At 67.9% G+C, this 23105-nt stretch carries 23 protein-coding genes and 2 tRNA genes; 21 read left to right on the top strand and 4 right to left on the bottom strand.

Annotated elements, in window-relative coordinates; genetic code table 11:
* Window positions 1-31: 31 nt before the first annotated feature.
* Window positions 32-925, bottom strand: a complete 894-nt coding sequence (locus tag Q8L83_RS01640) for a crotonase/enoyl-CoA hydratase family protein (RefSeq protein WP_305284398.1) — start codon at window positions 923-925, stop codon at window positions 32-34.
* 151 nt (window positions 926-1076) lie between these two features.
* Between Q8L83_RS01640 and Q8L83_RS01635 the strand changes: the two genes are divergently transcribed.
* Together Q8L83_RS01635 and Q8L83_RS01630 are read left to right on the top strand one after the other, a co-directional pair.
* Window positions 1077-2615 (top strand): acyl-CoA synthetase, encoded by a 1539-nt coding sequence (locus Q8L83_RS01635; protein WP_305284397.1) that lies wholly within the window; start codon window positions 1077-1079, stop codon window positions 2613-2615.
* An 89-nt stretch (window positions 2616-2704) separates the two neighbouring features.
* Window positions 2705-3154, top strand: coding sequence for a MaoC family dehydratase (locus Q8L83_RS01630; protein WP_305284396.1), 450 nt, complete (start codon window positions 2705-2707; stop codon window positions 3152-3154).
* 75 nt (window positions 3155-3229) lie between these two features.
* Here Q8L83_RS01630 and Q8L83_RS01625 read toward each other — a convergent pair whose 3' ends face one another.
* A complete protein-coding gene (locus tag Q8L83_RS01625; RefSeq protein ID WP_305284395.1) occupies window positions 3230-4063 on the bottom strand; it encodes a serine protease in 834 nt (277 codons plus the stop codon).
* Between the two features lie 226 nt (window positions 4064-4289).
* Here Q8L83_RS01625 and Q8L83_RS01620 point away from each other — a divergent pair, with 226 nt between their 5' ends.
* Window positions 4290-6377: a S9 family peptidase gene (locus tag Q8L83_RS01620; protein WP_305284394.1), complete on the top strand. Its 2088-nt coding sequence runs from the start codon at window positions 4290-4292 to the stop codon at window positions 6375-6377.
* A complete protein-coding gene (locus Q8L83_RS01615; RefSeq protein WP_305284393.1) occupies window positions 6374-6919 on the top strand; it encodes a GNAT family N-acetyltransferase in 546 nt (181 codons plus the stop codon). Before Q8L83_RS01620 ends, Q8L83_RS01615 begins: the two co-directional genes overlap by 4 nt.
* A gap of 251 nt (window positions 6920-7170) precedes the next feature.
* Here Q8L83_RS01615 and Q8L83_RS01610 read toward each other — a convergent pair whose 3' ends face one another.
* Complete coding sequence (locus tag Q8L83_RS01610; RefSeq protein WP_305284392.1) at window positions 7171-8079, bottom strand: LysR substrate-binding domain-containing protein; 909 nt, start codon at window positions 8077-8079, stop codon at window positions 7171-7173.
* A 96-nt stretch (window positions 8080-8175) separates the two neighbouring features.
* Here Q8L83_RS01610 and ilvD point away from each other — a divergent pair, with 96 nt between their 5' ends.
* From ilvD to Q8L83_RS01540, 14 genes are all read left to right on the top strand, one after another.
* Complete coding sequence (ilvD, locus tag Q8L83_RS01605; RefSeq protein ID WP_305284527.1) at window positions 8176-10023, top strand: dihydroxy-acid dehydratase; 1848 nt, start codon at window positions 8176-8178, stop codon at window positions 10021-10023.
* A gap of 56 nt (window positions 10024-10079) precedes the next feature.
* Window positions 10080-10493 (top strand): hypothetical protein, encoded by a 414-nt coding sequence (locus Q8L83_RS01600; RefSeq protein WP_305284391.1) that lies wholly within the window; start codon window positions 10080-10082, stop codon window positions 10491-10493.
* Window positions 10494-10587: 94 nt separating this feature from the next.
* Window positions 10588-10911 (top strand): helix-turn-helix transcriptional regulator, encoded by a 324-nt coding sequence (locus Q8L83_RS01595; RefSeq protein ID WP_305284390.1) that lies wholly within the window; start codon window positions 10588-10590, stop codon window positions 10909-10911.
* A gap of 30 nt (window positions 10912-10941) precedes the next feature.
* Window positions 10942-11358, top strand: coding sequence for an SRPBCC domain-containing protein (locus tag Q8L83_RS01590; RefSeq protein ID WP_305284389.1), 417 nt, complete (start codon window positions 10942-10944; stop codon window positions 11356-11358).
* Window positions 11355-11579: a hypothetical protein gene (locus tag Q8L83_RS01585; protein WP_305284388.1), complete on the top strand. Its 225-nt coding sequence runs from the start codon at window positions 11355-11357 to the stop codon at window positions 11577-11579. The genes Q8L83_RS01590 and Q8L83_RS01585 overlap by 4 nt, the downstream gene beginning before the upstream one ends.
* Window positions 11579-12001, top strand: a complete 423-nt coding sequence (locus Q8L83_RS01580) for a DUF1801 domain-containing protein (protein WP_305284387.1) — start codon at window positions 11579-11581, stop codon at window positions 11999-12001. Before Q8L83_RS01585 ends, Q8L83_RS01580 begins: the two co-directional genes overlap by 1 nt.
* Window positions 12002-12066: 65 nt before the next feature.
* Window positions 12067-12678: a peptidylprolyl isomerase gene (locus Q8L83_RS01575; RefSeq protein ID WP_305284386.1), complete on the top strand. Its 612-nt coding sequence runs from the start codon at window positions 12067-12069 to the stop codon at window positions 12676-12678.
* A gap of 382 nt (window positions 12679-13060) precedes the next feature.
* Window positions 13061-13192, top strand: a complete 132-nt coding sequence (locus Q8L83_RS01570; protein WP_305284385.1) for a hypothetical protein — start codon at window positions 13061-13063, stop codon at window positions 13190-13192.
* Between the two features lie 13 nt (window positions 13193-13205).
* Window positions 13206-14915 carry a potassium-transporting ATPase subunit KdpA gene (gene kdpA / locus Q8L83_RS01565; protein ID WP_305284384.1) on the top strand — a complete coding sequence of 570 codons (1710 nt, stop codon included), beginning with the start codon at window positions 13206-13208 and terminating at the stop codon, window positions 14913-14915.
* A 20-nt stretch (window positions 14916-14935) separates the two neighbouring features.
* Complete coding sequence (kdpB, locus tag Q8L83_RS01560; protein ID WP_305284383.1) at window positions 14936-17005, top strand: potassium-transporting ATPase subunit KdpB; 2070 nt, start codon at window positions 14936-14938, stop codon at window positions 17003-17005.
* A gap of 323 nt (window positions 17006-17328) precedes the next feature.
* Window positions 17329-17910, top strand: a complete 582-nt coding sequence (kdpC, locus tag Q8L83_RS01555) for a potassium-transporting ATPase subunit KdpC (protein ID WP_305284381.1) — start codon at window positions 17329-17331, stop codon at window positions 17908-17910.
* Complete coding sequence (locus Q8L83_RS01550) at window positions 17907-20576, top strand: sensor histidine kinase KdpD (RefSeq protein WP_305284380.1); 2670 nt, start codon at window positions 17907-17909, stop codon at window positions 20574-20576. The genes kdpC and Q8L83_RS01550 overlap by 4 nt, the downstream gene beginning before the upstream one ends.
* A complete protein-coding gene (locus tag Q8L83_RS01545) occupies window positions 20573-21262 on the top strand; it encodes a response regulator (RefSeq protein WP_305284379.1) in 690 nt (229 codons plus the stop codon). The genes Q8L83_RS01550 and Q8L83_RS01545 overlap by 4 nt, the downstream gene beginning before the upstream one ends.
* A gap of 55 nt (window positions 21263-21317) precedes the next feature.
* Window positions 21318-21524 (top strand): hypothetical protein, encoded by a 207-nt coding sequence (locus tag Q8L83_RS01540; protein ID WP_305284377.1) that lies wholly within the window; start codon window positions 21318-21320, stop codon window positions 21522-21524.
* Window positions 21525-21584: 60 nt separating this feature from the next.
* On the opposite strand, the gene Q8L83_RS01535 is transcribed toward Q8L83_RS01540, so the two are convergent.
* Window positions 21585-21658: transfer RNA gene (locus Q8L83_RS01535), tRNA-Gln, on the bottom strand.
* A 128-nt stretch (window positions 21659-21786) separates the two neighbouring features.
* Here Q8L83_RS01535 and Q8L83_RS01530 point away from each other — a divergent pair.
* The 3 genes from Q8L83_RS01530 to Q8L83_RS01520 form a co-directional block, all read left to right on the top strand.
* A tRNA-Pro gene (locus tag Q8L83_RS01530) sits at window positions 21787-21863 on the top strand.
* 176 nt (window positions 21864-22039) lie between these two features.
* Window positions 22040-22828: a YwqG family protein gene (locus Q8L83_RS01525; protein ID WP_305284376.1), complete on the top strand. Its 789-nt coding sequence runs from the start codon at window positions 22040-22042 to the stop codon at window positions 22826-22828.
* Window positions 22829-22991: 163 nt separating this feature from the next.
* The coding region (locus Q8L83_RS01520) for a cold-shock protein (protein ID WP_305284526.1) at window positions 22992-23105 on the top strand (114 nt) is incomplete at its 3' end.

Below are 23105 nucleotides of genomic sequence, written 5' to 3'. Positions count from 1 at the left end.
TAACCATGGGTTCCCGCCCCGAAGCCCCTGGTTAGGAAAATCCTGGCGGCGTCCAGTTCGGCCAGATGTCGGGGAGGCCATCGGAGACCTTGTCCGGGAAGGCCGGCGGTCGCTTCTGGAGGAAAGACTCGACGCCTTCCTTGGAGTCGGCCGAGGCGCCCCGGGCCTGGATGCCGCGGCTGTCGGCCCTGTGGGCGATCATTGGATGCTCGGCGCCGGCCATCCGCCACATGAGCTGACGGGTCAGGGCCACCGAGACCGGGGCGGCGTTGTCGACGATCTCGCGGGCCAGGGCGCGGGCGGCGGGCAGAAGCTCGTCGGGCACATGCAGCGAACGGACAAGGCCGCGCTCCAGGGCCTCCTGGGCGCCGAAGACACGGCCGGAATAGCACCACTCCAGGGCCGTCTGCATGCCCACCAGCCGGGGCAGGAACCAGGACGAGCAGGCCTCGGGCGTAATCCCCCGACGGGCGAAGACGAAGCCGAACCGCGCCTCGGTGGACGCCAGCCGGATATCCATCGGCAGCTGCATGGTCGCCCCCACCCCCACCGCCGCGCCATTGACCGCTGCAATGACCGGCTTGAGGCTCTCATAGATGCGCAGGGAGACGAGGCCGCCGCCGTCGCGATAGACCCCCGACTCCGTCCGCTGGCCGAGCGGATCGGCCTCGCGGCTGTCGAAATCGAAGGTCGAGCCGCCGCCGGCGAGGTCAGCGCCGGCGCAGAAGCCGCGGCCCGCGCCCGTGACGATCACGGCGCGCACATCATCGGTCGCGTCGGTGAGATCGAAGGCCGCGATCAGCTCCCGATTCATCAACGGGTTGAAGGCGTTTAGCTTTTCCGGCCGGTTCAGGGTCAGCTGAGCGATCCCGTCCTCCAGTTCGAGCTTCAGGGTCTCGAAGTCGGCAAGGGCCTGGACTGGCATGGGCGTCTCCCGTTCGCTTTGTCGGATTTCCGCTATCGGAGCCGCTTGACGGACGGGAGGTCAAGCACCCCATCATACCTGAACAGTGATCATTTAAAGCGCGCCGACGGCCCCGACGAAGAGGGCTGCGGCCCGGAGGAAACACAGGCCCATGCATCCGTCGCATCACGCGAAGTCCCATCCCGAGCGCGCCGCCTACATCATGGCCAGCTCCGGCGAGAGCGTCACCTACGGCCAGCTGGAGGCCCGCTCCAACCAGGGCGCGCAGCTGTTTCGCGAGCTGGGCCTTAAGGCCGGCGACGTGATCGCCATCCTGATGGAAAATCACCCGCGCTTTTTCGAGGTCGCCTGGGCCGCCCAGCGGGCCGGCCTTTATTACGCCTGCATCTCGTCCAAGCTGACGGCCGGCGAGATCGAATACATCATGGGCGATTGCGCCGCCCAGGTGCTGATCACCTCAGCCGGCGTGGGCCCGGTGGTCGATGAACTTCCGGCCCTGCTGCCCGGGGTGAAGCTCTTCATGGTGGGCGAGGCCCGCGCGCCCTATGAGAGCTTCGAGGCCGCCCGGGCCAAGATGCCCCAGACTCCGATCGCCGATGAGACCGCCGGCGCCGATATGCTCTATTCGTCGGGCACCACCGGCCGGCCCAAGGGGATCAAGCCGCCCCTGACCGGCGGCCCGATCGACGCCCCCAATGCGCTCTCCATGATGGCCGAGCACATGTTCGGCTTCCCGCCGGACGGGACCTATCTGTCGCCGGCGCCCCTCTATCACGCCGCGCCGCTGCGCTGGTGCATGGGCTACCAGCGCCTCGGGGGCACGGTGGTGGTGATGGAGAAGTTCGATCCCGAGCACGCCCTGCAGCTCATCGAAAAGTACAGGATCGACTGCGGCCAGTTCGTCCCCACCCACTTCGTGCGGATGCTGAAACTGCCGCCGGAGGTCCGCACCCGCTACGACATCTCGTCCATGAAGTCGGCGGTGCACGCCGCCGCCCCCTGCCCCATCCCGGTGAAGGAGCAGATGATGGAATGGTGGGGTCCGATCATCCACGAATACTATGCCGGCAGCGAGGGGAACGGCTTCTGCCACATCGGCCCGCACGACTGGCTGGCCCACAAGGGCTCGGTGGGCAAGGGCACGACCGCCGAGGTAAAGATCTGCGGCGATGATGGCGAGCCCCTGCCGCCGCGCACCGAAGGGGTGGTCTATTTCTCCGGCGGCACGCCGCTGAGCTACCACAACGCGCCCGACAAGGTGGCCGAGAACACGAACCAGCACGGCTGGACAACGCTGGGCGATGTGGGCTGGCTGGACGAGGACGGCTTCCTCTACCTCACCGACCGCAAGAGCTTCATGATCATTTCCGGCGGGGTGAACATCTATCCCCAGGAGCTGGAAAACCTGCTGATCACCCATCCCAAGGTGGCCGACGCCGCCGTGGTCGGCGCGCCCGACGAGGAGATGGGCGAAAAGGTCGTCGCCGTCATCCAGCCCATGAACTGGGCCGACGCCGGGGATGACCTGCGCGCCGAGCTGATGGCCTTCTGCCGGGCCAATCTCAGCCATGTGAAATCGCCGCGTATGCTGGACTTCATGGCCGAACTGCCCCGCCACCCGACGGGCAAGCTCTATAAGCGCCTGATCCGCGACGCCTATTGGGGCAAGGAGGGCTCCAAGATCGTCTGAGGCGTGAGAGGCGCGCGCGGTGCGCCCTTGCCCGCGCCGCCCCAGGTGATAGACCCGAACACCTGTTTCAAACCTTTAGGGAGCAAGCGATGAATCCGGTGGAATTCAAGGATCTGCCTGGCCTGGTCGGCCAGGAAGTCGGCGTGTCGGACTGGGTCGAGATCACCCAGGAGCGGGTGAACCAGTTCGCCGAAGCCACCGGCGACCATCAGTGGATCCACGTCGATGTGGAGCGAGCGACCAAGGAAATGGGCGGCCCGATCGCCCACGGCTATCTGACCCTGTCGCTGATCCCGTTCCTGGGCGCCGGCATGCTGCCGATCAAGGGCGTGGCCCGGGGCATCAACTATGGCTCGGACAAGGTGCGCTTCATCAACATGGTCCGCGTCGGCAAGCGCGTGCGCATGCGCCAGAAGCTGATCGGCGCCGAGCCCAAGGCCGGCGGCATGCAGATCCGCAACGAATGCACCATCGAGATCGAAGGCGAGACCAAGCCGGCCTGCGTGGCCGAGACCATTTCGGTCGTCTACGGCGCCTGATTTCAGCCACTTGAACGGCAAAAGGCCCGCGTTCCGACGCGGGCCTTTTTTGTACCTGGCCGCCTGTGAAGGGGCTCAGTAGTCGGGCGATACCGCTTCGAGAGCTGAGGCCGCCTTGGCGCCGCCGACCCCCATGTCGCCCTGCGCCACCGTGATCTCGGCCAGGGGATTGTCCATCAGGGCCAGGGTCTCGCGGATGTAGCGAGCGTGGGTGACGATGCCGATTTCCAGGCGCTCGCTGTTCAGCTCCACCTGCTGGGTCAGCAGGCCGGCGATGAACTGAACCTCCTGGGATTCCCCGCCGCCAGGCCTGCGCCGCACGCCCTCGGCCATGAACACCGGGCCCCCGGAATTGCCAGGGAAGACCGTGAAGTCGAGCAGGAAGGTCGGGAAGGCCGTAGCCGGCGCTAGCGGGAACGAGGCCACGCGCCCCGATCGCAGGATCGGGAAGCCGGCCGGATTGGCCGACAGGCCGCGGGGGAAGCCCAGGGCCATCATCTGGTCGCCGGCGCCGACGGCGTAGCTGGCGAAGGTCTCGTCCCCGGCCAGCCAGTCGGTGGGGATGGCCGCCTTGGCGAATTCCGGCGGCGCGGTGATCGAGATCGCCGCCACGTCGCGGCTCGGATGCTGGGTCCAGCGCGGATGGCCATCAGCGTCGCGGATATCGACCTTCTGCGGCGCATAGCTCCAGCTGCCGTCGGTATTGGCGATACGATAGCCGATACGGGCCTGAACGCCGGGCATGCGCTGCAGGACGTGGTTGGCGGTCACCAGCACCGTGCGCGGCTGGCCATCCAGGGTCGGCGCGTTGATCAGGAACCCGGTGCCGACCGTGCGCGTTCCGTCGCCCAGCGGCTGCTCGATCTGAACCGTGGCGTGGATCAGTTCGACAGCAAGATCCGCGATCATGGACGCCCCTCGACTGGTTGGACACGACGACGGGCCAAGTGAATCAGACCTGCCGCACTGCGGCAAGACGCGAGGGCGTGAACGTCCGCGCCCTATTGCCGCGCGCCTGTCCCGCGAGTTGCCGCGCGCCTGTCCCGCGAGCGCGCGACGCCTGCAATGCGCTTGATCTGTCCGCATTCTCACGCCGCGCCTTGAGAGACGCTGCGGTTCGTCGCATCTAGCGGGAATGACCCAGCGCCCCACGCCCCCCGTCGCCCGCAAGCGCCCGCACACCGTCGAACAGCTCGGCCGCAGCCGCACCGACGACTATGCCTGGATGAAGGACGAGGCCTGGCAGAAGGTCCTGCGCGATCCGGCCAGCCTCCGGCCCGACATCGCCGAGCATCTGAAGGCTGAGAACGCCTACACCGAGGCCATGCTGGCCGGGACGAAAGACCTGCAGGCCGCCCTGTTCGCCGAGATGAAGGGGCGGATCAAGGAAGACGATTCCAGCGTGCCGGCCCCCGATGGGCCCTGGGACTACTATGTCCGCTATCAGGAAGGCGCCCAGCATCCGATCCGCGCCCGCCGCCCCCGGGGCGGTGAGGTCGGCGAGGAAATCCTGCTGGACGAGGAGGTTCTGGCCAAGGGCAAGGCCTATTTCCAGGTGGGCGGCGCCGGCCACAGCCCCGACCACAGGCTCTATGCCTGGGCCGCCGACGAGCAGGGCTCGGAATACTACACGATCCGCATCCGCGACCTGGTCAGCGGCGAGGACCTGCCCCACGCCATCGAGAGCGCCTATGGCGACTTCACCTTCTCGCCGGATTCCGAATGGCTGTTCTGGATCTGGCGCGATGAAAACGCCCGGCCGGCCAAGGTCTTCCGCCGGCCCGTCCGGGGCGGCGAGGACGTGCTGGTCTATGAGGAAAAAGACGACGGCATGTTCCTGGGCGTCGGGACAACCTCTGATGACGCCTATGTCGCCATCCATGTGGGCGACCAGGAAACCACCGAGATCTGGATCATCCCGGCGAGCGAACCGACCGCCGAGCCCGCCTGTGTCCAGCCCCGCGAGACCGGCGTCCGCTACGAGCTCGACCACTGGACCGATCGCTGGGTGATCCGCACCAACGCCGATGGCGCGGTGGACTTCAAGCTGTGCGTCTCCACCGAGCCCCTGCCCGCCCGGGCGACCTGGCGCGACTTCGTCCCCCATCTGCCCGGCCGCTACATCACCGGCTTCGCCGCCTATGCCGGCCATCTGGTGCGGATGGAGCGGGTCAATGCGCTGGACCAGATGGCGGTGATGACCCGCGACGGCGACGAGCACGTGGTCGCCTTCGACGAGGAAGCCTACGCCCTGCATCTGGAGGGCGGGCTGGAATACGACACCGCCCTGACACGCTTCGTCTACCAGTCGCCGACCACGCCGCGGCAATGGTTCGACTACGACATGGCCACCCGCCAGCGGACCTTGCGCAAGACGCAGGAAATCCCGTCCGGCCACGACCCCGACGCCTATGTGGCGCGCAGGCTCTATGCCCGCGCCGCCGACGGGCAAGAGGTGCCGATCACCCTCTTGATGCGCCGCGACACGCCCGTCGATGGGACCGCGCCGCTGATGCTCTATGGCTATGGCTCCTATGGACACGCCATGGAGCCCACCTTCTCCATCCGCAACCTCTCCCTGGTGGACCGGGGCTGGATCTGGGCCACGGCCCATATCCGCGGCGGCTCGGACAAGGGCTGGGGCTGGTTCATGGACGGCCGCAAGGCCAGGAAGACCAACACCTTTACCGACTTCATCGCCTGCGCCGAACACCTGGTGGCCGAGAACTACGCCACCAAGGGCCGAATCGCGGCCTATGGCGGCTCGGCCGGCGGCATGCTGATGGGCGCGGTGGCCAATATGCGCCCCGACCTCTGGGGAGCGATCATCGCAGCGGTCCCCTTCGTCGACGTGCTCAACACCATGAGCGACGCCAGCCTGCCGCTGACCCCGCCGGAATGGCCCGAATGGGGCAATCCCCTGACCGATGCAGACGCCTATGACGCCATCGCCGCCTACAGCCCCTATGATCAGGTGGGCGCCAAGCCCTATCCGCCGATCCTTGCCACCGGCGGCCTGTCGGACCCGCGGGTGACCTATTGGGAGCCGGCCAAGTGGGTGGCGCGCCTGCGCGAGCACACCACGGCTGATGCGCCCATTCTGCTGAAGATCAATATGGAGGCCGGCCATGGGGGCGCGTCCGGCCGGTTCGATTTCCTGAAGGAGATCGCGCTGGACTACGCCTTCGCCGTCTGGGCGATCGACAAGGGCTGGACCAAATGATCGTGCGCCCGGCCGAGGCCTCCGACATGGCCGCCCTGGCCGCCATCTATGGCCACCACGTTCTGCACGGCTTCGGCACCTTCGAAGAGGTTCCGCCCTCGGCCGACGAACTGAACCAGCGGCGCGAGGCCATCGTGGCCCGCGGCCTGCCCTATCTGCTGGCCGAAGATCAGGGGAAGGTTCTCGGCTTCGCCTATGCCGGCCCCTTCCGCCTGCGCGCGGCCTATCGCTACACGGTGGAGGACAGCGTCTATGTGGCGCCCGACGCCCAGGGGCGCGGGGTCGGCCGCGCGGTGCTGTCGGGGGTCATCGCGGCCTGCGAGGCCCTCGGCATCCGCCAGATGGTGGCGGTGATTGGCGACAGCGGTAACGCCGGCTCCGTCGGCCTGCACACGGCGCTGGGCTTCACCCACCAGGGATCAGGGCTGGGCCTGGGCTACAAGCATGGCCGCTGGGTGGACATCGTCTGGATGCAGAAGGCGCTGAACGGCGGAACGACCCGCGACCCGGACGCGCCCGGCCTGGCGCTCAGCGGCGTCTAGCGCAGAGCGCTCTTAAAGGACGCCTCGCCGACTTCTGGCCAGGCGGCGGCTTAGGGCATGCAGAGCTAGGGCCAGCCCGAACAGGACAAGCGGCGCCAGGAAGCCGAAGAGCACGTAACGCCAGTCAAACCGGTCTGGGCCGATCAGCGCCGCCAGGGCTACTACGGCGAGGATCGGAAGCAAGTAGCGGAAAGTCTTCATCGGAGCTCCCAGCGTCCGGTTCACCGATCATCACACGCGTGCCGAGCACTCTACTCGACCACGCCGTCGAAGGCGATGTCGAGAAACCGCGCCAGGGTCGGGGTCTGGTCGTCCTGGCGCCAGACGAGGCCGGTTTCGAGCAGAGGCGCCTCGCCGGCCAGCTCCACATAGCGCACGCCGGTGCGGGCGAGGTTGCGCAGGGAGGCCGGGGCCAGGGCGACTCCCATCTCGGCCGAGACCAGACTGATGATGGTCTGCATCTGGATGGCCTCCTGGGCGATCCGGGCGGCCCCGCCATGGGCGGCGAAATAGCCGGTGATCAGTTCGTGGAAGGCCGGCGCCGAACGCTTGGGGAAGATGATCAGCGGCGACTGCACCACATCGGCCGGGTCAAGCCGGCCGTCTCTGAGCGTCAGGCGGCCGGTGGCCAGCCAGGCTTCGGGCACAGCGGCGACCAGGGGCTCGGTCAGCAGGCGGCGATAGCGCAGGCCCGGCGGAAGGGCGCCGCCAGCCGGCGGGATGATGACGCCGGCATGTCCTGCGCCCTCGACCAGGGCTGCGATCTGCACCTCGCTGGTGGCCTCGCGCAGGTCGATCTCGACGGCGGGGTAGAGCCCGGCATAGCGCCGGACCAGGGCCGGCAGGACACTGTAGTCGGCGGTGCTGACGAAGGAGAGTTCCAGGCGGCCGGCTTCCCCGTCCCGCAGCCTGCGCGCGATGTCCGGCAGGGCCGCCAGTTCGGCCAGCGCCGCGCGCACATGGGTCAGAAACTGCGTCCCGAAGGGCGTCAGGGCCACGCTGCGCTTGGTGCGGGAAAACAGAGCGGCGCCCAGCTCACGCTCCAGCGCCTGGATCGACTGGCTGAGCGGCGGCTGCGTCATGTTCAGCCGCGCCGCGGCCCGGCCAAAATGCAGGGTCTCGGCCACGGCCTCGAAGTGTCGGAGCTGACGGACATCCATCGCTCATATCTACAGCGACCTAAAACGGCTTCAAAAGTATATTTCCACCACTGACTGGCGGCGGCTATGCAGAAGGTGACGTACAAGGACCCGCCCATGCCCGCCTATCGCTCTCGCACCTCGACCCACGGCCGCAACATGGCCGGCGCCCGCGGCCTGTGGCGCGCCACAGGCATGAAGGACGGCGACTTCGGCAAGCCGATCATCGCGGTGGTCAACTCCTTCACCCAGTTCGTGCCGGGCCATGTCCACCTGAAGGACCTGGGCCAGCTGGTCGCCCGCGAGATCGAGCGGGCCGGCGGTGTGGCCAAGGAATTCAACACCATCGCGGTGGATGATGGCATCGCCATGGGCCACGACGGCATGCTCTACAGCCTGCCCTCGCGTGAGCTGATCGCCGACAGCGTGGAGTACATGGCCAACGCCCACTGCGTGGACGCCCTGGTCTGCATCTCCAACTGCGACAAGATCACGCCGGGCATGCTGATGGCCTCCCTGCGCCTCAACATCCCCACGGTCTTCGTCTCCGGCGGACCGATGGAGGCCGGCAAGGTCGTCATGAACGGCAAGGAAGTGGCGCTGGACCTGGTGGACGCCATGGTCGCCGCGGCCGACGAGTCGGTCAGCGACGCCGACGTGGCGACCATCGAGCGCTCGGCCTGCCCCACCTGCGGCTCCTGCTCGGGCATGTTCACCGCCAATTCCATGAACTGCCTGACCGAGGCGCTAGGCCTGTCCCTGCCCGGCAACGGCTCGACCCTGGCCACCCATGCCGACCGCGAGCGCCTGTTCCTGGAGGCCGGCCACCTGATCGTCGACATCACCAAGCGCCATTACGAGCAGGATGACGACAGCGTCCTGCCGCGCAATGTCGCCAGCTTCCGGGCCTTTGAAAACGCCATGAGCCTGGACATCGCCATGGGTGGCTCCACCAACACGGTCCTGCACCTGCTGGCTGCGGCCCACGAGGCCGAGGTGGACTTCACGATGGAGGATATCGACCGGCTGTCGCGCAAGGTTCCCTGCCTGTCCAAGGTGGCGCCGGCCAAGGCCGACGTGCACATGGAGGACGTCCACCGGGCCGGCGGCGTGATGGCGATCCTGGGGCAGCTGGAGCGCGGCGGTCTGCTGCACACCGACCTGCCGACGGTCCATTCCAAGACCATGGGCGAGGCCCTGGAGCGCTGGGACATCAGCCGCTCCGAGAGCGAAGCCGTCCAGACCTTCTTCAAGGCCGCGCCAGGGGGCGTGCCGACCCAGGTCGCCTTCAGCCAGAACAGCCGCTGGAAGGAACTCGACCTCGACCGCAAAGACGGCGTGATCCGCAGCGTCGAACACGCCTTCTCCCAGGACGGCGGCCTGGCCGTGCTGAGCGGCAACCTGGCGCTGGACGGCTGTATCGTGAAGACGGCCGGCGTCGACGACAGCATCCTGGTCTTTTCGGGCCCCGCCCGGGTCTTCGAGAGCCAGGACGACGCCGTCAGCGCCATCCTGACCGGCAAGATCGTGGCCGGCGACGTGGTCGTCATCCGCTATGAAGGCCCCCGCGGCGGCCCGGGCATGCAGGAGATGCTGTATCCCACCAGCTATCTGAAATCGAAGGGCCTGGGGAAGGCCTGCGCCCTGATCACCGACGGCCGCTTCTCTGGCGGCACCTCGGGCCTGTCCATCGGCCATGTCTCGCCCGAAGCGGCGGAAGGCGGCATGATCGGGCTGGTGGAAAACGGCGACCGGATCGAGATCGACATCCCCAATCGGACCATCCGTCTGGCCGTGGACGACGCCGTGTTGGCCGAGCGCCGGACGGCCATGGAGGCCCGGGGGCCAGACGCCTGGCATCCCGGCCCGCGTAAGCGCAAGGTCACCCCGGCGCTGCGCGCCTATGCGGCCTTCACCACCAGCGCCGCCCGGGGCGCCGTGCGCGACGTGGACCAGGTGCGCTGAGCCGCCCAAATCTGGCGCGCCCTTATCTGGCCATGTGCAGGGGTGAAGCTTGCGGCATGAAATCCGCAGCCCTCGCCGCAGCCCTGTTCGTCACCGCGTTCGCCGGCGCAGCCCTGGCCGACGACGGTCCCATCACCACCGGACGCACGGGCGATCCGCCAGCCGCCACGGCCTCGGCCGAGCAGATCGGCGGGCGCCTGGAACCCATGGCCCGGGCCGAAGCGCCCGGCGACTGGGCCCGCCGGGTCATGGCCGGCGAACCTGCCCCTGAGGAGATCGCCGAGGCGCCACAGGGGCGCTGCCCGACCCGCGTGGACAGGCGTCCCCATGGCGAGGTCTGGGGCGGGGTCGGCACCGGCGGCTATCGCGAGGTCGGCGGCGTCGTCACCCAGCCCATCGGCGACTGCTCCAGCGTCACCATCGGCATGAGCCGCACCGAAGGCCGCTTCGCAGGCCCCCGCTACCGCTAGGCTGCTCGCGGCGACCGCCCTGCTCCCTGGCGCGTTGACTCATTCATAGCTGCCGAGTTATGGGAATTTCCATCACCATCTGGTTATGGATTCGATGCCTGACGCCCCAGATCTGATCTTCCGGTCCCTGGCCGACCCCACCCGGCGGAGCCTCTTCGAACGGCTGTGCCGGGAGGGCGAGCTGACCGTCGGGGCGCTCACGAGCCAGGCCGGTGTCTCCCAGCCTGCGGTGTCGAAGCATCTGGCCGTCCTCAAGCAGGCGGGTCTGGTGCGGGACCGCCAGGAGGGCCGCCAGACCCACTATCGCGCCGAGGCCGGCGCCCTCGTCCCCCTCACCGACTGGACCACCCAGCAGACGTCTTACTGGCGGGCGCGGTTCGACGCTCTCGAAGACCTGCTCGACCGCATGGACCAGTGAGCCTCCGCCCGCTGCGTAGAAAGGACGCCTATGAGCGACACCGAGACCGAACGGCGCGCCATCGCCATCGAGCGCGATCTCGCCCATCCGCCTAGCCGGATCTGGCGGGCGCTGACCCAGCCTCACCTGATGGCCGAATGGCTGATGCAGACCGACTTCCAGCCCGTCCTTGGCCAGACCTTCAGCTTCCGCGCCGAGTGGGGCGCCTTGACCTGTCAGGTGACGGAACTCGAGCCCGAGCGGCGGCTGGCCTACACCTGGGGCGACGGGGTCCTCGACACCGTCGTGACCTGGACAATCACGCCGACGCCGGCCGGCGCGCGTCTGCGCATGGAGCAGACCGGCTTCCGCAAGGATCAGCCCCGCTATCTAATGGGCGCCACGGCGGGCTGGCCGCGCATGCTCGACACTCTCGAACAGGTCTTGGCCAAGGAGAGCGGAGCATGAGCCTCCACACCTGGGTGCGGAAGATCCACCGTTGGCTGTCGCTGGCCGTCACCCTGGCGGTGATCGCCAACGTGGCCGCCATGATGGCGGGCCTGCAGGTGGTCTGGATCGGGCTGATGGCGCTGATTCCGCTCATTCCCCTGCTGGCGACGGGGCTCTATCTTTTTGCGCTGCCCTACCTGTCAGGCCGAGGAACCAGCGGCGCGGTCGACGCCTCTTGATGGATAAGACAGAGCAGACAAAGCCGCGCCTCCTCTCAGGCGGCAATCCGCAGATCCCCAAGGGATACGGCGATGCGCCCGTCCAGGCCTATATCGCCGCAATGCCTGGCTGGAAGCGCGAGGCGGGGGCCGCGCTGGACGCCTTGATCGTCAAGGCCGTCCCAGACGTACAGAAGGCGGTCAAGTGGAACTCGCCGCTCTACGGCATGAAGGACCAGGGCTGGTTCCTCGGGGTCCACGTCTTCAACAAGTACATCAAGCTCGCCTTCTTCCGCGGCGCCGATCTCGATCCGCCGCCGCCGGTCGCCTCGAAAGCCGGGGCTACGCGCTATTTTCACATCCACGAGAATGAAGCGGCAGACGAAGCCCAGCTCACCGACTGGATCGCCCAGGCCAGCCGGCTGCCGGGCGAGCGCATGTAGCCGCCTGGTGATTCCGCTCGCGCAGCCGACGCGCTAGGCTGGCGGTCCGCAACGCAGGAGCCGCCATGTCCCCCCGATCGATCCCCCGCCGCAGCCTGGTTCTCGGCGCCGGCCTCCTCGTGGCCGCCCCGCAGGTGGTCCTCGCCCAGGGCGCCAAGCCGCGGGTGACCATGACCACCAGCCAGGGGGCCATCGTCATCGAACTGGAGGACAGGAAGGCGCCCCTGACCAGCGCCAACTTCCTGCGCTATGTGGACGCCAAGGCCTATGACGGCGGCAGCTTCTTCCGCGCCGCCCGCAGCGACTGGGCGCCGACCGAGGGCACCATCGTCGCCCAGCCGCCAGCCAAGGCCCGCCCCTTTCCGCCGATCCGCCACGAGAGCACGACCATGACGGGCCTGAGCCACGTCCACGGGACGATCTCGCTCGGCCGATTCGCACCTGGCACGGCGACCAACACCTTCTTTATCTGCCTGGGCGACCAGACCTTCCTCGACGCCCAGCCGGGTCAGCCCGGCGACAATCTGGGCTACGCCGCCTTCGGCAAGGTGGTCTCGGGCCTGCCCACAGCGCAGAAGATCCTCGCCCAGCCCACCGGCGGCGAGACCAAGTTCGCCGACCAGAAGGACCAGTGGCTGAAGAAGCCGGTCATCATCGAGACCATGCGGCGAGCCTGACGGCTGCGGCGCCGCGCCTCGGAGGGCGAAAGCCCGCCTGGCAGGGCCGGCTAATCAGATGTCGGAGGACGGGAACTAGGACTCGAACCTAGAATGACGGCGCCAAAATCGCGGGTTTCGGCCGCCTTCCCAGTGGCTTACGCGTAAAATCGCCCTGCACGCGACGACGCAACTTCAACGACTTACGGGGCGAGCGTAAACGGCCCGGAGGCCGTTCGCCCTATCGACGAGCCGTCAGGACCGGCCTTTACGCCGCCCTTATGCAGAGCGCCGGATTGGCGTCTCGCGCCCTTATGCCGATCGGCGCGAAGTTCGAGCATCGCGCAAACAAGGCGGCGGAACATGCTCGACATCCTCTATCTGGCTCTGGCGCTCGGCGCCTTTGCCCTGCTCGGCGCGCTGGTCGCCGGGCTTCGGCGGCTCTGACATGGCTGAACTCGTGCTCTGGGGCGCCGGCGCCCTTGTGATCGGCGGCTACATGCTCGCCGCCCTGCTGCGGCCTGACCGCTTCTGACGGACCTCACATCATGAACTGGCAAGGCTGGGCGGAAATCGCCCTGACCCTGGGGCTGCCGTTCCTTCTCGGCTGGCCCATAGGCATCTTCATCTCGCGGGTCTGGAACCGGGAGCGCACCTGGCTCGATCCGGTGCTGCGCCCCGTGGAGAGGTGCTTTTACGCCGCGCTCGGCGTGCGGCCTGACCAATCCCAGACCTGGACCGGCTATGCCGCCGCCCTGCTCGCCTTCAATGCGGCGGGGTTTGTCCTGCTCTACGCCATCCTGCGCCTGCAGGGTCTTCTGCCGCTGAACCCCCAGGGCTTCGGCGCGCTATCCGAGCCATTGGCCTTCAACACGGCCGTCAGCTTCGTCACCAACACCAACTGGCAGGCCTATAGCGGTGAGACGACCCTGACCCACCTCAGCCAGATGGCGGGGATGACGGTGCAGAACTTCCTGTCAGCCGCCACAGGGGCGACGGTTGCGGCCGCCCTGGCTCGCGCCTTCGCCGCCGACCGGCAGACGGGCCTTGGCAACTTCTGGGCTGATCTGGTGCGCACCACACTTTGGGTGTTGTTGCCTATCTCGATCGTGGTGGCGTTGATCCTCGCCGCGTTGGGCGTGCCGCAGACCCTCTCGGCCTCGGCCACCGCAGCCACGATTGAGGGCGGCGAGCAGACTATTCCTATTTTCGCCGCGGCTAGTCAGCTCGCCATCAAGCAGCTGGGCATCAATGGCGGCGGCGTGTTCGGTGTGAACTCGGCCCATCCGCTGGAGGGGCCCACCCCGCTCGCCAATTTCATCGCCGCCATCTCGATCAATGTCCTGGGCTGGGCGGCCTTCTTCGCCTTTGGTCGCACAGCCCTGGCGGGTCGAAGCCTGCGGGCCATCGCCATCGCGGCCCTCCTACTGCTGTCGGCCGGCGCAGCGGCGCTCTACTGGACCGAAACACAGGCCCCGCCGGCCCTGGTCGCCGCCGGCGCCGAGGTGTCGGTGAACATGGAAGGCAAGGAGGTCCGCTTCGGCGCCCCGGCCTCGGCCGTCTGGGCGGCCATGACCACCGGCGCCTCCAACGGCTCGGTCAATTCCATGCACGCCAGCTACATGCCGCTCGGCGGCGGGGTGCAGATGTTCTTCATGCAGTTGGGTGAGATCCTGCCAGGCGGCATCGGAACGGGCGTCGGCTTCATGCTGATGATGGCGTTGCTGGCGGTGTTCGTCGCTGGCCTGATGGTCGGTCGCACGCCGGAATACCTGGGAAAAAAGATCGAGGCGCGCGAGGTTCAGTACGCCATGCTGGCTGTGCTGGTCCTGCCGCTGACCATCCTAGGCTTTTCGACGGCGGCTGCCGTCCTGCCGGCAGCCTTGCAGAGTCTGGCCAATCCCGGACCGCATGGGATGTCGGAGATCCTCTACGCCTACACCTCGGCCAGCGCCAACAACGGCTCGGCCTTCGCCGGACTGGCGGCCGATACGCCCTGGTGGAACACCACCCTAGGCCTGGCCATGCTGATGGGTCGCTTCCCCGGCATCGTGATCATGCTGGCCGTCGCCGGCGCCCTGGCGGCCAAGCCCAAGCTCGCCCCTTCGGCCGGCGCCCTGCCCACCGACAACGGACTTTTCATCGGCCTCCTGATCGGGGTGATCCTGATCCTGGGCGGTCTCCAGTTCTTCCCGGCCCTCGCGCTCGGCCCGATCGTCGAGCACTTCCAGGCGCTTGACGCCCTGGCAGGCCTCTAAGTCTCGCGGAGCACAGTCTCATGAGCACCACCGACGTACCGCTGGGCGATGATCGCCGCCGAGCTTCAACCCTCGCCTCGAGCCTGAGCGGGGCGACCTTGGCGCGGGCCGCGAAGGACGCCTTCGTGAAGCTCGACCCGCGCCGGCTGACGGGCAATCCGGTCATCTTCGCGACCTGGCTGGTCGCCTTGCTGAGCACGGTCTCGGCGGCCCTTCTGGTCGGGCGAAGCGCCGATGGGCCCTTCGCCGTCCAGTTGGCCGCCTGGCTCTGGGCCACCGTTCTCTTCGCAAACCTGGCCGAGAGCATCGCCGAGGGCCGCGGCAAGGCCGCCGCTGACAGTCTCCGCGCCAGCCGGGTCACCACCCGAGCCAAGCTGATCATCGACGAGGCGACCGGGACCATCCTGCCCACCCCCGCCCATGAGCTGGGCGCCGGTCAGGTGGTGCTGGTGGAGGCCGGCGATGTGATCCCCGCCGACGGAGAGATTATCGAGGGCGTGGCCTCGGTCAATGAGGCGGCGATCACCGGCGAGAGCGCTCCGGTCATCCGCGAGAGCGGCGGCGACCGCTCGGCCGTCACCGGCGGCACCACAGTGGTCTCCGACTGGATCAAGGTAAAGATCACCTCCGAGCCCGGCGGGACCTTCCTGGACCGCATGATCGCCATGGTCGAAGGCGCCGACCGTCGCAAGACGCCCAACGAGGTCGCCCTGTCCGTCCTGCTGGCGGGCCTGAGCCTCGTCTTCCTGATCGCCGTGGTCACCCTGGTGGGGCTGGGCGCCTATTCGGGCGTGACGCTGACGCCGCTTGTGCTGGGCGCGTTGTTCATCACCCTGATCCCCACCACCATCGGCGGGCTGCTGTCGGCTGTCGGCATCGCCGGCATGGACCGCCTGCTGAAGGTCAATGTGCTGGCCACCTCCGGCCGAGCGGTGGAGGCCGCGGGTGACGTCGACACCCTGCTGCTCGACAAGACCGGCACCATCACCTTCGGCAACCGGATGGCGACCGAGGTGATCTCAGCCCCAGGCGTGCGGCCCGAACAGGCGCTGCGGGCGGCGCTCATGGCCTCCATGGCCGACGAGACGCCGGAGGGACGCTCCATCGTGGAACTGGCCCGCGCCCAGGGCGAGGTCGCCGAGGCGCCGCAAGGCGCCGAGCCCATCGCATTCTCCGCCGTCACGCGCCAGTCGGGCCTGAACGCCGAGGGGCGCATCTGGCGTAAGGGCGCGGTCGATGCGGTCCTGCGCACGCTCGGTCTGTCGGCCGAGGACATGCCGCCCGAGGTCGCCGCCGCTGTCGACCGCATTGCGCGCTCTGGCGGCACGCCCCTGGCGGTCAGCGAGGATGGGATGCTCGTGGGCATCATCCACCTGAAGGACGTCGTGAAGCCTGGCGTGAGGGCGCGCTTCGCCGACCTGCGGCGCATGGGTCTGCGCACCGTGATGATCACCGGCGACAATCCCGTCACGGCGGCCGCCATCGCTTCGGAGGCGGGCGTCGACGACTTCCTCGCCGAGGCGACACCGGAGGACAAGCTGCGCCTGATCCGCGCCGAGCAGGCCAAGGGCCGGCTGGTGGCCATGTGTGGCGACGGCGCCAACGACGCCCCGGCGCTGGCCCAGGCCGATGTGGGCGTGGCCATGCAGACCGGCGCCCAGGCCGCCCGTGAGGCCGGCAACATGGTCGATCTCGACTCCGACCCGACCAAGGTCATCGAGATCGTCGAGGTCGGCAAACAGATGCTGATCACTCGCGGGGCGCTCACCACCTTCTCGATCGCCAACGATGTAGCCAAGTATTTCGCCATCATCCCGGCCATGTTCGTCACCGCCCTGCCGGCGCTCGGCGCGCTCAACATCATGGGCCTTTCGAGCCCGCAGAGCGCGATCCTCTCGGCGGTGATCTTCAACGCCCTGATCATCGTCCTGCTGATCCCGCTGGCCCTGCGCGGCGTGCGTTACCGGGCGCTGGGCGCCGCCAAGCTCCTGTCGCGCAACCTGGCGATCTATGGCCTGGGCGGGCTCATCGCCCCCTTCATCGGCATCAAGCTGATCGACCTGACCCTGTTCTCCCTGGGGCTGGCCTGATGGACCGGGAATTGCTCCGTCGGCTGCTCGCCGCAGGCGCCTTCTTTGGCCTGATCTTCGGCCTTGCCTTTCTCACTGGCGTGGACGGCTCAAACCTGGCGCCTCCGGGGCCGCTGTTCGGACCGGAGCCGCCCCGATGAGCCGCCTCCTCGAAAGCCGAAGCTTCTGGTTCAAACTGGTCTGTGTGCTCTGCCTCGCCCTCAGCATCATGGTCCAGGTGCTGGACCGCATCCGAGACGAGCCTGCGTCCATCGCTCGCCCTCAACCCCTTGAAGCCCACGCCCCCGGCGGCGGCCCAATCAACTCACACCAAGAGTAGCCCCATGCTCTCTCTCCTCCGTCCGGCCCTCGTCTCGGTGGGCCTGTTCACCGTCCTTCTGGGCTTGGCCTATCCCCTTGCTATCACCGGCGCCGCCCAGGCCGCCTTTCCGCAGCAGGCCGACGGGAGCCTGATCATCCGAGACGGTCGCGTCGTCGGCTCTTCCCTGGTGGGGCAAGCCTTCACCTCGGCGCGCTACCTGCAGGGCCGGCCCTCGGCCGTCGACTACGACGCCACAGGTTCAGGGGCCTCGAACCTGGGGCCGCTGAACGCCGAGCTGATCGCAGAGACCTCGGAACGCGCTGCCGCCTGGAGGGCCGCAAACGACAGCAGGGACGTCCCAGGCGACGCTGTCACAGCATCGGCCTCAGGCCTCGACCCCCATGTCTCGCCGGCCAACGCCCTGGCCCAGTCCGGGCGCATCGCCGCCGCCCGAGGCGTCGACATCGCCCAGGTCCAGGCTGTGATCGCCGACCATGTGGAGGGGCGCACCTTCGGCCTATTGGGACAACCTCGGGTCAACGTGCTTGAGACCAACCTCGCCCTCGACGAGGCCTTCGCGCCGGAGCAACCTGACCGTCCATGACCGCCGAAGCCCCCCGCCGGCCCGATCCTGACGCCCTGCTCGCAGCGACGCGGGCGGGGCGTGGGCGGTTGAAGGTGTTCCTGGGCATGTCGCCCGGCGTGGGCAAGACCTACGAGATGCTGCGCGCCGCACGCCGCCGAAAGGCTGAGGGCCAGGACGTGGTCGTCGGTCTGGTCGAGACCCACGGGCGCAAGGAGACTCAGGCCCTGCTGCGGGGGCTGGAGGTCCTGCCGCGAGCGCCCATGGAACATCGCGGGGCGGCGCTTCTGGAGTTCGATCTCGACGGCGCTCTGGCGCGACGACCCGCCCTGCTGCTGGTCGACGAGTACGCCCACTCCAACGCGCCGGGGTCCCGCCACGCCAAGCGATGGCAGGATGTCGACGAGTTGCTCGCCGCCGGCATCGACGTCTGGACGACCTTGAACATCCAGCACGTGGAAAGCCTGGTCGATGTGGTGTGGAAGATCACCGGCGTCCGCCAGCGAGAAACCGTCCCGGACATGGCGCTCGACCGCGCCGACGAGATCGAGCTGGTCGACATCACCCCAGCCGAACTTCGCGAGCGGATGGGCGACGGAAAGGTCTATGTGCCGGAGACCGCCCGTTTGGCGGCTGAGCGGTTTTTCAAGATCGAGAACCTGACCGCCCTTCGGGAACTCTCCCTGCGCCGGGCCGCCCAGGCGGTGGACGACCAGTTGATGGGCGCCATGAAGCGGGCGGGGGTCGAAGGCCCCTGGGCGGCGGGCGAGCGCATCCTCGTCTTGATTGGCCCAGATCCCATGGCCGGATCTCTGGTGCGGGCCGGCCGGCGACTGTCGGACATGATGATGGACGCCCCCTGGAGCGTCGCCCATGTGGAACAGCCCAACCGGGCTGGCATGTCAGCCGAGGCCGCCCAACGCCTGCGCGAGGCGGTTAAACTCTCCGAACAACTCGGCGCGACCAGCGTCACCCTGACCGGCGACGACATCGTCAACTCGGTCCTCGACTACGCCCGACGCAACAACGTCACTCAGATCGTCATTGGCAAGAGCCGCGCCAGGCGTCCGTTCCGACCAAGCCTGGCTGAGGCCCTGCTGACTCGCACCCAGGGCGCGGCCCTACATATGGTCACCGAGGGCTCCGAACCCCCGGCCCCCAAGCCCACCGCCGCCGTTCGCCAGGCCGGGTTGGCCTGGCGCCCGCACATCGCAGCCCTGGCCCTGGTGGCGGCGGGGTTCGCCATCGCCCATGGCCTGGACCGCTATGTCGAGAGCGTAAACCTGGCCATGGTGTTCATGCTCAGCGTGCTCGTCGCGGGCCTGGCCTATGGCCTCTGGCCAGCACTCCTGGCGGCCGCGGCTTCGGCCTTTCTCTACAACTTCTTCTTTCTTCAGCCACGACTGACGGTCTGGATCGGCCATCCAGCCGATGTGCTGACCTTCGTGGTTTTCTTCGCTGTAGCGCTCACCACCGGTTGGCTGACCGGCCGGGTGCGGGACCAGGCCCGGCTTGTGGCTCGCCGCGCCTCAGCGATCTCGGCCGTCCTGGCGGCGACCCGCCGGCTGTCCTCGGCCCCTGACGCCAAAGGCGCGGCGATCGCCCTGGCCGAACAGCTGGCGGCGGCCACCAGCGGTGAAGCCGTGGTTCTGACGCCGACCGGTGACGATCTTCAAGTCAATGCGGCCTCCCCCGGCGCAGCACCCTTGAGCCCAGGCGACATGGCCGCGGCGCGATGGGCCTGGGAGCGAGGGGAGCCGGCCGGCGCCGGGACCGGCACAATGCCTAATCTTTCCTGGGTCTTTCGTCCTCTGCAGGGGGTGAAGGCGCGGGCGGGCGTCGCCGCGGTGAGCGCCTCGGCCGTGGCGACCGAGGATGGCGAGCGCTTCGTCGCCGCCCTTCTCGACCAGGGCGCCGTGGCCCTGGAACGGGCCGAGTTCGCCGCCACAGCGGCCGACGCCGAAGCTCTGCGCCGCACCGACCGCCTACGGGCGGCCCTGCTCAACTCGGTCAGCCACGACCTGCGCACCCCGCTGTCGACGGTGCTGGGCTCCGTCACCACGCTGATCGACTACGGCGGCGGCTTGTCGGCTGCGGTCCGCGACGACCTCCTGCAATCCATCCGCGAGGAGGCCGAGCGGCTCAGCCGCTATGTGGGCGATCTGCTGGACATGACCCGGCTGGAGGGCGGCGCCCTGGTGGCCCGGCGCGACTGGCTGGACGCCCGTGACGTGCTGCGCGCCGCCGTCGAGCGCGTAAAGCGACGCCTGGGCGGCCGGAAGGTCGAGTGGGACTTTCCAGACCGGGTGACCCTGGTCATGGCCGACCCGACCCTGCTGGAACAGGCCCTGGTGAACATCCTGGAGAACGCCATCGCCTACAGCCCTGACGCAAGCGGGATCGAGGTCGCCTGCTATGAGGACCACCGGAACGTCGTCATCAGTATCGAGGATGAGGGCCGCGGTATCCCCACCCAAGACCTCGAGCGTGTCTTCGAGAAGTTCCGGCGGCTCGACGAGGCCAGCGACCGCGGCAAAGGATCGGGCCTGGGCTTGGCCATCGCCAAGGGGTTCATCGAGGTAATGGACGGCCGCATCGCGGCGGCTTCCCCGATCCATGAGGGGCGTGGCACACGTATCCTGATCAGCCTGCCCAAGTCGCGGGCCACCCCGGAAGGTCTCCTGTGAGCGGTTCGCGCCCCCGCATCCTCGTCATTGACGACGAACCCCAGATCCACCGGTTCCTGGGCCCGGCCCTGGATGCGGCGGGCTACGAGCCTGTGCGCGCCGATACGGCCGAAGCCGGCCTGCGCGAACTGGCGCGCCGAGCGCCGGACGCGGTCGTGCTTGATCTAGGCCTGCCCGACCTGGACGGTAAGGAGGTGCTCGCCAGGGCGCGGGCCTTCTACAGCGGTCCGATCCTGATCCTCTCCGCCCGGGACCGGGAGACCGAGAAGATCGACGCCCTGGACCTGGGCGCCCACGACTATGTGGAAAAGCCGTTCGGCGTCGGCGAACTGTTAGCTCGCCTTCGGGTCGCCTTGCGCCATGCCGCCACCCGCGAAGGGGCAAAGCCAGTGGTCGTCGCCGGCGACCTGACCATTGATCTGGTCAAGCGACTGGTCACCCGGGCTGGCGAGCCTGTCCGTCTGTCGCCGCGGGAATATGATCTGCTGGCCCAGCTGGTCCAGGGCGCTGGCAAGGTGGTCACCCATCGCCAGTTGCTGACCGCCGTCTGGGGCCCCGCCCACGAGACTGACGTGCAGTATCTGCGCGTCTTCGTCGGCCAGCTGCGCCAGAAGATCGAACCCGATCCTACAGCGCCAAGCTTGATCCTGACGGAGCCCGGCGTCGGCTATCGATGGATGGGCTGACAAGCGCCGATGGCGCGCTCAGCCGCGGCAGGGCGACCCCGAGGCGAGAACGGGCTTGGAGGATCTCCGCTGGCACGACCTCCGCGGCGCCGCGGCCACGAACGTCCTCCGCGCAGGCATTCAACTGACTGACGTCGCCACCATTATGGGCTGGGGGCCAGGCAAGGTCCACGAGATCGCCCGGCGCTACGTGACCTCTGAAGAGTTCGGAAAGGCCGTCGCCGCGCGCATGCAGCGGAACACGGCAGCAACAGAAGTGTAAAACGCCCTGTAAAATCGGGCGCTATCTCTGTTGGGAAAATCGCTAAGTCACTGAAATCGTTGGCTGGGGAACTAGGACTCGAACCTAGAATGACGGTACCAAAAACCGCTGTGTTACCATTACACCATTCCCCAGCAGGAACGGCAGCGGGGCTAGTCCCCCGCGGCGAGGGCGTGGGAATAGCAAAAGCCGATTCCAGATGCAACGGCCGTGCAGTCGCTTGCGAGCCTGAAATCGCTCCTCTATAAGGCCGCCTCCAAGTCGGAGTGTGGCTCAGTCTGGTAGAGCACCGCGTTCGGGACGCGGGGGTCGCAGGTTCGAATCCTGCCACTCCGACCATTCATTCCCCCGTCCAGACGCGGGGTGATTTTCTCCCCCTTCATTCGATCCTGAATCTGCGGTTCAGCGCGCCGGTCGCCTATGACAGCGACCCTATGGCCGCCCGCGTTCTGCTACGGCTTGAAAAGAACAAATCAGGAAAATAAGCTCTGCCCTGACGCTGTGCGGGGGCGATGATGGGCTTGTTCAAAGGGCTGTTTGGCGGGCGGGAAAAGCAGCCGCCCCCGCCACCGTCGGATAAGGTGCTGGCCATTCAGGACGAACTGCGGCGGCGGGTTCGTCCCTGCCTGCGGCTTCGGCCGGAGGGCGAGGGCGTCTCGCGGCTTGGGGGCGAACCGGAACTGACCGGGGAATGGCCGGCCTGGAAGGGCGGGTCCATGGCCTTCGTCGCCCAGCTGGACCTGGCCGAGATGCGCGCCGCTGGCGGCCCGGACTGGCTTCCGGCCACGGGGCGACTGCTGTTCTTCTGCGAGCCGGGCGCCTGGGGGGACGACCCTGAGGACGCGGGGAGCGCCATGGTCCGCCACGAAACCGCGCCAGCCGAGCCGCGACTGCCGCCCCTGGACCTGCCGCGCAAGGCCCGCATCCAGGCCACGCCTGTGAGCTTTGAAGCCGGCGAGTCCTGGCCCAGCGAGGAACGGCTGGAGATCGACTGGGATGGCATGGGCAAGCAGGACTATATCGCCCTGGAGGCGTTCGTGGAGGCCCATACGCCAGAGCCCCCGGCGCATCAGGTCGGCGGCTATCCCGGCGCGGTGCAGGACGACGCCATGGAAGCCATTTGCCAGGAGATGACCAAGAGCTCCGGCGCCCTCGAGGATTGGCGCCTGCTGCTTCAGGTCGACAGCGCCCGCGACCAAGGGATGCAGTGGTTCGACACAGGCCGGCTCTATTTCTGGATTCGGGAGCAGGACGCCCGGGCCGGGGATTTCTCGAAGGTCTGGCTGATCGTTCAGAGCGGCTGACGGCGAGACTTTTTCAGGCTGTTTCGTCTCGGATCGGACGGTTTTTCAGGGGGTTCCCGCCAGGGCGATCAAAGAAACATTACCCCCAAATGCAGGGTTTTGTTTGCCAGCGGCCATTCTATCGGTACAGGGTAGCGCGCAAGCTACAGGAAATGAGCAAACTATGACGACCGGAACAGTGAAGTGGTTCAACGCCACGAAGGGCTATGGCTTCATTCAGCCCGATGATGGCGGAGCCGACGTGTTTCTTCACATCAGCGCCGTTGAACAAGCGGGC

It is taken from the genome of Phenylobacterium sp. (assembly GCF_030680185.1).
Classification (GTDB): Bacteria; Pseudomonadota; Alphaproteobacteria; order Caulobacterales; family Caulobacteraceae; genus Phenylobacterium.
This window is presented reverse-complemented; position numbering and strand designations above follow the sequence as displayed.